Genomic DNA, 9,937 nt, shown 5'->3' with positions numbered 1-9,937 from the left:
CTATGACCTGCTAATTTTATTATGAAATCAGCAGGTTCACAGGCCAAGTACATTTTCATTCAATGTGGTGGCTGTCAGGCCATGGTAGTTTGAGACTGCCCCTTTCTCTGCCACTAGCGACCGCTGCTACGGGCAAAAAGTCTGCGTCACCCGCGGCCTTTCTCCCGTCATATCGAACTCGGTTTGTCAATCGCGCTATCTCGAAAGCACTTGCTCTATGCGAAGCCAGAAAGTGAACATAGGCCTATACAACACTACGCCTCCCTGTCCCTGGCTGAAAACTATCTTCACATTACCACGAATTTGAAAACAATTCCAATTCCGACACTTTTCACACAGAAAGCCCCGATCACACACAAAAAAAAGACGGCCTAAAGCCGCCAAATATATATAAAACGGGAGGGAAGTAGAGGAGTTTCAACAAACCTTAACAAACGTGTTTCCGGTTAGCGAATCGTTACTGCTTGCTTGCGTCAGTCGCAGTGGACTGATCGGCAGATTCGCTGCTTTCCGTTCCGGTGCCAGCCGAGCTTGCGTCAGACTTGCTGTCACTGACTGGTGCATCCGCGCTTGCCGGAGCATCCGAAGATGTGCTTGTGCTATCCGAACCACCTGTGGTCGTATCGGAGCTGTTTGCCGATGCGTCAGGTGTCGATTGGTTTTGCGAATCCGAGCTGTCCGCTGATTGTCCATCAGAAGAAGCCGGTGTTGTTTGGCTTGCGCCCTCTTGCTGCGTCGCAGGTTCAGGCGTCCCCGTTGTGCTGGAGCAGGCTACCAGGCTTCCAGACAGGAGCAATGCGACAGCTGCAATGGAAAACCATTTTTTATTCACGTTCATTCTCCTTTCATCCTTGGCTTTCGTGACCTTCTCGCCGTCACAAGTACATCGTACCGGGGAAAGATAACCATTCTGTAAGGAGAATCGGAAAAATTCATGATCCAAATGTGAAAAAAGTATGACCATGACACGGGGCGAGCCACGCATCATGGCGATTGTTTGGCTTGTGGCGCCGTCATTTTCGGCAGCAAAATGGTAAAAGTGCTTCCCTGTCCCGGCACGCTTTCCACGCCGCACTCGCCATCGTGCAACTCGACCAGCTCTTTGACGATGGCCAGGCCAAGACCTGTGCCTTTGTTGTTTTTCGAGCGGCCGCGATCCACCTTGAAAAACCGCTCCCAAATCCGGTTCAGATCGTCTGCGCCAATGCCCATGCCCGTATCCTGCACCTGGATGCACACCCATTGGTCTTGCAGCTTGGCTGTCATCCGGACTTCGCCTGCTGTCGTGAACTTGAGCGCATTTTTCACCAGGTTTTTCAAAATTTGCGCCACCCGGTCCTTGTCCGCATAAATGCGCGGCAGCTCCTCCTCGACCTCCACTGTGAGCTGAAGTCCTTTTTCCTCAGCCTCCTGGCGGAAGGAAAAAGCGACCCGATTCATGACCTCTGCGACATCGACAGGAAACTTCGCGAGATTGACCTCTTTGTTTTCCAGCTTCATCAAATCCATCAGGTCATCGACCAGCCGATTGACCTGCATCGTCTCCGAATACATGACGGCGTAATATTTTTGCCGCGCCTCTTCGTCCTCTACCAGCCCGTCCTGCAGCGCCTCCAGAAAGCCTTGGATCGCGGTGAGCGGCGTGCGCAGCTCGTGGGACACATTGGCGAGAAAATCGTTGCGCACCTGCTCCAGATGGTGCCGTTCCTGCTCGACCTTTTCCAGCTTTTCTGCCATCGTGTTGATCGTCTGCGCCAAATCGGCGATTTCATCGTGCGTGTCTACCTGGACACGCTCGGCGTAATTGCCCCTGCCGATCTCCGCCGCCGTCCGCTCAATCGTGCGCAACGGCCGCGAGATCGACCAGGACAGGTAGGAAACCATTGCCGTAGACAGCACAACGCCAAACAGCGTCGCCCACAAAATCGTCTCGCGCATTTGTCCGAATGTTTTTTCAATCCCTTCGATGGGGGCGTGCAGGATGATTCCGCCGTACACCTTTTCACCCTCGCCCCATGGAACGGAAACCGAGAGCATCGGGTCTTCCAGCCCTTCGATTTTCAGCTCGGAAACGGCATTTTTGCCATTCAGCACGTTGTCGGCTATCGAAACGGCCACCGACTTTCCGGTGAACACCTCGTCCTTCATGGAGGTCGCGACGATTTTTCCTTCCTTATTGAACAGCCAGATTCGCGTGTCGAATGACTCATCGAGCATTGCCAGCTTGTCCAGAAGCGCCTTGTTCACTTTATTGCTGTCGTGAATGGCCGCGTTCACTTTTTTCGCCATCCGCAAAAGCTCTTCTTCCTTGGAGTTGTAAATATACTCCCGTGCGAAAAAAGACAGCAGGATGCCGGAAATGCCCAGGCCGACCAGAACAGTCGCCAAAAAGCTGAACAGCAGGCGGCGGAAAATGCTTTTGGAAGTACCGAGCATCAGGCTTCCACCCCAAACTTGTAGCCGATCCCCCAAACCGTGTGGATGCACTCGTAAGGAAGCTTGTCCAGGCGTTGTCTGATCTTTTTGATATGGACATCAATCGTGCGGACATCCCCGAAGTAGTCGAATCCCCACACCTGCTCCAGCAATTGCTCGCGCGACCAGACGCTGCCCGGCGATTTCACCAGTTGCACGAGCAGATCAAATTCCTTCGGGCGAAAGCTGACCTTTTCTCCCGCGACGATCACCTCGCGCTTGTCCAGGTCGATCGTGAGCTGATCGAAGCTGAAAATGCGCGGCGCATCTTCCTCTACCTTTGGCTTCGGCTGCAGGCGGCGCATGATCGCCCGGATGCGCGCCACCAGCTCGCGCGGGCTGAACGGCTTGGTTACATAATCATCCGCTCCCAGCTCCAGGCCGAGTACGCGGTCAAATTCCTCATCTTTTGCAGTTAGCATAATGATCGGGGTATCCCATTTTTTGCGAATTTCCCGACAAGCTTCAAAGCCGTCCATTTGCGGCATCATCACATCCAGAATCAGCACATCCGGCTGCTCGGTCTCTACAAGCGCAAGAGCTTCGCGCCCATCCTTGGCGACGACAAGCTCGATTTGTTGTTTCTCAAAATAAAGGCGAATGATCTCGCGTACATTTGGATCGTCATCAGCAACAAGGACCTTCATTTGGGCCATGGCTAACAACCTCCCTTCCTTTGGACGGCATGGGAAAAAAGTGCCGTTTGTGACGCTACAGCTTTTTCCCATGGTAACACAGATCGCAAAAGTTGTGGACGGATAGAAGTCCTAACTGGCCGGGAATAGCAGGAAGCATACAGCAAAAACATGCAAAAAAAAACGTGCCCTACCTCAAGAGAGGCGGCACGTTTTTTTCCGTATCACTTCAATCATCTGTAATGTCTACACTTTGCCAAGCTTTTGCTCCAGCACTTCTTGCTTGCCTTTGCGTCCAGGACGCAGGCTGCCCCAGAGGAAGCCGATCAGCGCGCCGGCAATAGCCGGAAGCAGCCAGCCGATGCCTTCCTTGTACAGTGGCAGCTGCTCCAGAAGCGGAGCGATTGCGGCGATCTTGATGCCAGCCGTTGCGAATCCATCCGGCAGGCTGATGACAGCCGTTGCGATGATCGCACCCCGGTAGACAGCGGCGTATCCTTTGAACCATTTATGGAAAAAGGATACGAGCATCAGCACAATCGCCACAGGGTAGATCGCCATGAGTACCGGAACGGAAATGGCAATCAGTTGCGTAAGACCTACGTTGGCGACAGCCGCGCTGAACACGCTCAAAACAAGCGCCATCACCTTGTAGGAAACACCCGGAATGTACTCGGAGAAAAAGCGGCTGCATGCCGTTACCAGACCGACAGAGGTCGTCAGGCAAGCGAGTGAGACCGCTCCGCCAAGCAGCAACGTACCGAGTGGACCAAACAAATGCTGGACTACGCCAGTCAAAATTTGTCCACCGTTATCGGACTGGCCGAGCGAGTAACTCGTCGCTCCCATAAAGCCAAGTGCGAGATAAACAATTCCCAGACCGATTGCCGCAATCACCGCTGCCTTCATCGTGGTCAAGGTCAGCTTTTTCGGATCAGTAATGCCTTTTTCCCGTACGGAAGCAGTCACGACGATCCCGAAAACCATGGCGGCGAGCGCGTCCAGAGTCAGGTAGCCTTCGACAAAGCCTTTGAAAAATGCTCCGCTCTGATAATCACCTGTCGGCTGTCCCACCTCGCCAATCGGTTGAAACAGCGAAGTGAAAAACATGACGCCGATAATGATAAGCAATGCAGGAGTCAATACTTTACCGATCCGGTCGACCAGCTTGCTCGGATTGAGTGCCAGCCAAAACGTAAGGGCAAAATAAACAATCGTGGTGACAAGCAAAGGAAGCGCGCTGGCTTTCATCGACTCAGACAAAAACGGCAGAATGCCCATTTCGTACGTAACTGTACCTGTACGCGGAATTGCCATGAATGGCCCAATCGACAAATACACGATGAAAGTAAACACAGTGGCAAATACGGGATGCACTCGCCCTGCCAATGCTTGCAGATTCCCCCCGCCCAATCCGACGGCGATTACGCCAAGGAGCGGCAAACCGACACCCGTAACGACGAAGCCGAGCATCGCGATCCAGACATTTTCTCCCGCAGCTTGTCCAAGCGCTGGTGGGAAAATCATGTTTCCTGCTCCGAAGAACAGGGCAAACAGCATAAGGCCTACAGTAATGATTTCTCTCGTTGAAAGTTCTCTCATGTTGATCCTTTCTATGACTGGTTGTTTTTTTAAAATTTCCATTAGTATAACTTAATATTTCTTTACTTTTCAACGGTAAATTTGTTTAAAAGTAAAGAATTTTTGGCGAACTGGTAAACTATTCTTCCCATACCTCTTTTCGCTTCACCGCTCCTACCGCTTCCCAAATATAGAGAGAATAAATGCTGCGCCACGGCGCCCAGCGCTCGCCGATCCGGCGAATTTCCGCTTCGTCAGGTTTCGTGTCCCTGTTGTACACGAGCCAAATCCCGTTGCGCAGCCCGATGTCCGCTGCCGGCAGCAGATCGGGGCGGCCCATTCCGAACATCAGCATGCACTCGACCGTCCAGCGGCCAATGCCGCGCAGGGCCGTCAAATGCGCAATAATCTCCTCGTCCTCCATCGTCCACAGCCGCTCCAGATCAACCTTTCCGTCTACAATCGCCCGCGCGTAATCAATGATATACTCCGCTTTTCGCTGGCTGAACTGCAACGGACGCAACTCTTCCACCGACAGTCTCGCCACGGACTCGGCAGTCGGAAACGCGAGAAATTTTACGCCGTTTTCATCTTCCACTTCATCGCCAGCCAGTGTCAGCAAACGCTGTGTCAAATTTGCCGCAAAAGTCAGATTAATTTGCTGACCAATTATCGTTTTGACCATCGACTGAAACAGATCAGAGTCGTGCATCAGCCGCAGACCGCGAAAACGCTTGACAAGCACAGCCAGTTCCGGCTCTTCCCGCATCTGCTCGTAAATCGGCAAAAGATCCAGGTCTGCGCTGAAAACGTGGCGAATCGTTCGCTCCAGCTCTTGCTGTTCCGCTGCCGAGAGGCTAGAGGATGTCTCGATTTGCAGGGCAGGCTTTTCAAGCTCGCCCACGAATTGTACGCGGGTCAAAACAGGCCGCGTCCCCACCCGAAAAACACGCCGCAACAGCCCGTTCTCCGGCTGTACCTCCAATTGCGGATCAGGGTGGGTCTGCAGACGCTGCAGCAGCCGCTCGAAGGAATACGGAGGTGTCAGCGGAATGGTGAATGTGCGCACGAAAATTGCCCCCTTTCAATCTGAAGGAACCTTCCTGCTACATTCTAGCATAAACACCTCCGAATTCTCTTTCGGAGGTGTCATTTAGTATGCCTAGTATGCCCGCCTTACTTGGTGAACATTCCTTTGAGCACGAACTTCACGTTTGCCGGGCTTTCTGCCAGACGGCGCATGAAATAGCCGTACCAGTCGTTTCCATATGGGACGTACACGCGCATTTTGTATCCTTCACGGGCGAGCTCGATCTGGGATTGGGTGCGGATGCCGTACAGCATCTGGAATTCAAACTGGGTGCGCGGAATGTTGTATTCCTTTTCCAGCTGTTTGACATAGGCGATAATGTTGTCGTCGTGCGTTGCCACCGCAGCGTATCCACCGTTCAGCAGATGCTGCTTGATGATTTTTTTGTAGTTCTCGTCTACATCTGCCTTGTTCGGGTACGCTACTTCCGGGGATTCCTTGTAAGCGCCTTTGACCAGGCGGAGGTTCACCTTTTTGTCCTTCAGGCTGTCGATGTCGTCGGATGCCTTGTACAGGTACGCCTGGATGACCGTTCCTACGTTATCGTACTCTTCCAGCAGTTCGTTCAAAATTTCCATCGTCACATGGTTGTGCGCGTAGTCCTCCATGTCGATGCGCACGAAAATGTTGCCGTTTTTCTTCGCGGTGTCGAGAATGCGGCGCATGTTGGTCATGCACAGGTCACGGCTGATGTCCAGACCGAGCGAGGTCATTTTCAGCGACAGGTTGCAATCTACGCCGGACTGGTGAATCGCTTCCAACGTTTTGATGCAGTAGTCAGCGGATTCGTTCGCTTCTTCCAGGCTGTAAACGAATTCACCGAGATGGTCGAGCGTGCACACGAGACCTTGCTCGTTCAACTTGCGAACAGCGGCGATTGCTTCTGCAATGGTGACACCGGATACAAAGCGACCCGCACCGAAACGCAGACCCCACTTTTTAGCAGCCGCGTTCAGTGCTTTGTTTTTGGATAAAAATAGAAAAAAGTTTTTCAGGGCTTGTTCCATCGTTGACTGTCTCCTCCTCAACGTAACTCTGCGTCGTTTGTACTAGCATGAACCGTGCCAACACATTTTAGCAAGCCGTATCTTGACTTTGCGGAAGATTCCCGATCACGAGCATTGTACATACCTTTTAACACATATGTACATTTCGTGTCTATTCTTGTACACTTCTGATTAGGTACAGGCAAGAGCAGTTCCGTTTACCTGTTAGTTTGGATAGGAAGTGATGATTTGAAACCTCTCTTCTCACTGGATAGTGTTGTCTCGGACCTGGCCGCTCCCGTCAATCCTGCTGATGTCAAAATACGCGCAGGCGAAAAAGAAGGTGTGTGGCAAGAAGGCGAACGTGCCGTCAAGGTGCTTGTCGTCCCCCGGACTGCTACGCTTGCGCAATGTCTGGAGCAAATCCGTCAGTCGCTCGCATCCGCCCAGTTGCCTGCGTTGGCAGTCGTCGATGAAGCGGGACGCGCAACAGGCATTGTTTTGCCCCACCAGCTCCTTGAAGCTTTTACCAACCTGGCTCAAAACCAGTCCGTCCTGCTCAGCACATTGATGGATACCATGAGTGAAGCGATTACGATTGTGGACTCCAATAACATCGTCCAGTACTGGAACCGGGCAGCCGAAACGATCTACGAGATCGACCGGGCACAAGTGCTGGGCACTTCTCTTTCCGAGCATTTTGCCAGCGAGTCCATCCGGCTTCTGGACGCCTTGCGTCAAGGCACGTCGGTTCAACGGGTGTACCACATTCCCCGTCCGGACAGCCACGTCCTGATTAACGCCGCCCCCATTCGCCAGGGGGAAAAGATCATCGGGGCCATCTCCATCGAGCAGGATATTACAGAGCTTGTCCGTCTCAATGAAGAACTGGCACACACGACTGCTCACCTGCACAATTTGCAGCAGGAGATGAGCAGGTTCCAGGCGGCGGACGATCCTTTTTACGCGATCAAGGGACACTCCGCCTCCATCCAGGCTGCCATCAGTTCAGCGAAAAAAGTAGCGCAAACCGATGCGACCGTGCTCATCTACGGCGAAAGCGGCGTCGGCAAAGAATTGTTTGCCCAGGCGATTCATCAGGCCAGTCGGCGTCGGGAGAAACCGTTTGTCGCCATTAACTGCGGAGCGATTCCGGCTGCCCTGTTCGAGAGCGAGCTGTTTGGCTATCAGGGCGGAGCTTTTACAGGTGCCAAGAAAACGGGCAAGCCGGGCAAGCTGGAGCTGGCGCATGGCGGCACGCTTTTCCTCGACGAAATCGGAGAGCTGCCTTTGGAGCTTCAGGTCAAGCTGCTTCGCGCCCTGCAGGAGCGGCAGTTTTACCGTGTAGGCGGAACCGAGCCAATCACCGTCAATACCAGGGTCATCGCGGCGACCAATCGTCAACTGGAACAGATGGTGGCAGACGGCCGTTTTCGCGAGGACCTGTACTATCGGCTCAACGTCTTTTCGCTGGAGATTCCGCCGCTGCGTGCCCGACGCGAGGATTTGCCGGAGCTGGTGCAAATTTTCATTCAGGAGTATTCCGTCGCGCACGAGCAGGCTGTCCCTCGCATTCCGTCCGAAGTCATGCAGGCGCTGTTCGACTACAGTTGGCCCGGAAACATCCGGCAACTGCGCAATGTCATCGAACGGCTGTCCATCCTGCAGGAGAACGGCGTCATCTCGCCGGAGCATTTGCCAAGCGCCATTCGCTTCCAGCCGGAACCGCTTGCCCCCGCTTCCTTCGCCTCGCCGGGCGGTGAGTATTCAGCACCTGCTGCGCTGCATCCGGCTCCGACCGCTCCGTTTACACTGCACCATCCGGCAGGCCAAACGGAGAAAGACCGGATCATCGCCGCTCTGGAGCGCACATACGGCAACAAAAAGGCGGCAGCCGAGCTGCTCGGCATCTCGCGCGGCACACTTTACAATAAAATGAAAAAATACGGTCTTGATAGGGAGTCGTTCCGATGGAATTGATCGCTTGGGAGGATGACAAACTGGAAGTTCGCTACGGCGGGGAAAGCATCGTGCTTTTGCCAAAGGAATACGCCTTGCTGAAATTTATGTACACGTGGAAAAACCGGACCTTTTCCCGGGAAAATCTGCTCGACAGCGTATGGCCGCTGGAGGCACCGACTGACCGCACGATTGATGACCACATTTACCGCCTGCGCAAAAAGCTGCAAAAATGGTCGCACCTGTTCACCATCGACACGGTGCGGGGAGTGGGCTACCGCCTGAGCTGGAAACAGCATCAGCCGCCCCGGCTGCAAGTATTGAAGCAGGACTTTTCGGAAAATATTCGCAGCATGCTGTCCACCTACCACGGGATGGGGATGGGCGCAGCCCTGCAAACACTCGCCGCCCACCAGGAGGTGCTCGGCTTTCAGCTCGATCCGTTCTACGCCACCTACATTCGCTTCGTCAAGGGCGATTTCGCCTGGTTTGTCGCCGACGACGACACACCTATGGGGGAAAAGCTGTTTTACCTTTTCCATCTGTACCATATGACCGAAATGGATGCCTGGAAGACGATGCAAATGTTCCAAACGGTCGTCAAAAACCAGTCGTCCATGCCGCAAGTTTTTCAGGACGAATTGCAGATTAACGCAGTCTCCCTCTATGCGAACATGGGCGAGTGGGAGCTTTCGCAAAAGCAGGCTGCACACGCCCGGACAATCGTGGAAAAAATGGATTCGGACAGCTTCACCCTCTTTTTGCTGGCAGGCGAAACCTGGCTGGCGCTGTTGTCCGGCTCGGTCGAAAAGGCGGAGGAATTGCTCCAGCAAGCTTCGGCCATCCTGCAAAGGCTGCCGATGCAGCGGGAGGTGGGCCACTTCATGATGCTGCAAGGGCTTTGCCACTACCGCCGCCAGGAGATCGCCAAAGCCCGGCAGCTGGTCGATGAAGGCCTCGACGTCATTTTGGCTACGCAGTTTGTCCCGCATCTGATCTACGCGGTACACAACACTCTGCTGTTTTTTCGCCATGTCCCCTGTGATGAAAAATGGCAGAGCCGCTTTGAAAAAAAGTGGGACAACCTGGCCGAGCAATACCAGTTCGAGCATCTGAAAAAGGCGGTCGTCCGCAAGCTTTCCGCCCTCTTATGATACGCCTCTGACAAATCCCTTTTATCATCGAAGCAGTTCGAAATGATGGAGGGATTT

At 53.6% G+C, this 9,937-nt stretch carries 8 protein-coding genes; 2 read left to right on the top strand and 6 right to left on the bottom strand.

The genetic code is table 11. The features are described 5' to 3' along the window. Positions 1 to 457: 457 nt before the first annotated feature. From EDM57_RS03130 to EDM57_RS03105, 6 genes are all read right to left on the bottom strand, one after another. Positions 458 to 838: a hypothetical protein gene (locus tag EDM57_RS03130; RefSeq protein WP_246005727.1), complete on the bottom strand. Its 381-nt coding sequence runs from the start codon at positions 836 to 838 to the stop codon at positions 458 to 460. Between the two features lie 146 nt (positions 839 to 984). Continuing rightward, positions 985 to 2,436: a sensor histidine kinase gene (locus tag EDM57_RS03125; RefSeq protein WP_122903309.1), complete on the bottom strand. Its 1,452-nt coding sequence runs from the start codon at positions 2,434 to 2,436 to the stop codon at positions 985 to 987. Beyond that, positions 2,436 to 3,131, bottom strand: coding sequence for a response regulator transcription factor (locus tag EDM57_RS03120; protein WP_122903308.1), 696 nt, complete (start codon positions 3,129 to 3,131; stop codon positions 2,436 to 2,438). Before EDM57_RS03120 ends, EDM57_RS03125 begins: the two co-directional genes overlap by 1 nt. Before the next feature lie 225 nt (positions 3,132 to 3,356). After that, positions 3,357 to 4,712: a branched-chain amino acid transport system II carrier protein gene (brnQ, locus tag EDM57_RS03115; RefSeq protein WP_122903307.1), complete on the bottom strand. Its 1,356-nt coding sequence runs from the start codon at positions 4,710 to 4,712 to the stop codon at positions 3,357 to 3,359. A gap of 118 nt (positions 4,713 to 4,830) precedes the next feature. Then, positions 4,831 to 5,760 carry a DNA-3-methyladenine glycosylase family protein gene (locus EDM57_RS03110; RefSeq protein ID WP_122903306.1) on the bottom strand — a complete coding sequence of 310 codons (930 nt, stop codon included), beginning with the start codon at positions 5,758 to 5,760 and terminating at the stop codon, positions 4,831 to 4,833. A gap of 107 nt (positions 5,761 to 5,867) precedes the next feature. After that, a complete protein-coding gene (locus EDM57_RS03105) occupies positions 5,868 to 6,788 on the bottom strand; it encodes a proline dehydrogenase family protein (protein ID WP_122903305.1) in 921 nt (306 codons plus the stop codon). A gap of 228 nt (positions 6,789 to 7,016) precedes the next feature. On the opposite strand from EDM57_RS03105, the gene EDM57_RS03100 reads away from it, so the two are divergent. Then, the gene (locus EDM57_RS03100) at positions 7,017 to 8,747 is read left to right on the top strand and encodes a sigma 54-interacting transcriptional regulator (RefSeq protein ID WP_122903304.1); all 1,731 of its coding nucleotides are present in this window, start codon (positions 7,017 to 7,019) and stop codon (positions 8,745 to 8,747) included. Continuing rightward, positions 8,738 to 9,880: a winged helix-turn-helix domain-containing protein gene (locus EDM57_RS03095; RefSeq protein ID WP_122903303.1), complete on the top strand. Its 1,143-nt coding sequence runs from the start codon at positions 8,738 to 8,740 to the stop codon at positions 9,878 to 9,880. Before EDM57_RS03100 ends, EDM57_RS03095 begins: the two co-directional genes overlap by 10 nt. The last annotated feature ends 57 nt before the right edge of the window (positions 9,881 to 9,937 follow it).

Origin of the sequence: Brevibacillus gelatini, assembly GCF_003710935.1 — a bacterium.
Lineage (GTDB): Bacteria > Bacillota > Bacilli > Brevibacillales > Brevibacillaceae > Brevibacillus > Brevibacillus gelatini.
Note: the sequence above shows the minus strand (reverse complement) of the source record. Positions and strands in the feature narration are given on the sequence as shown.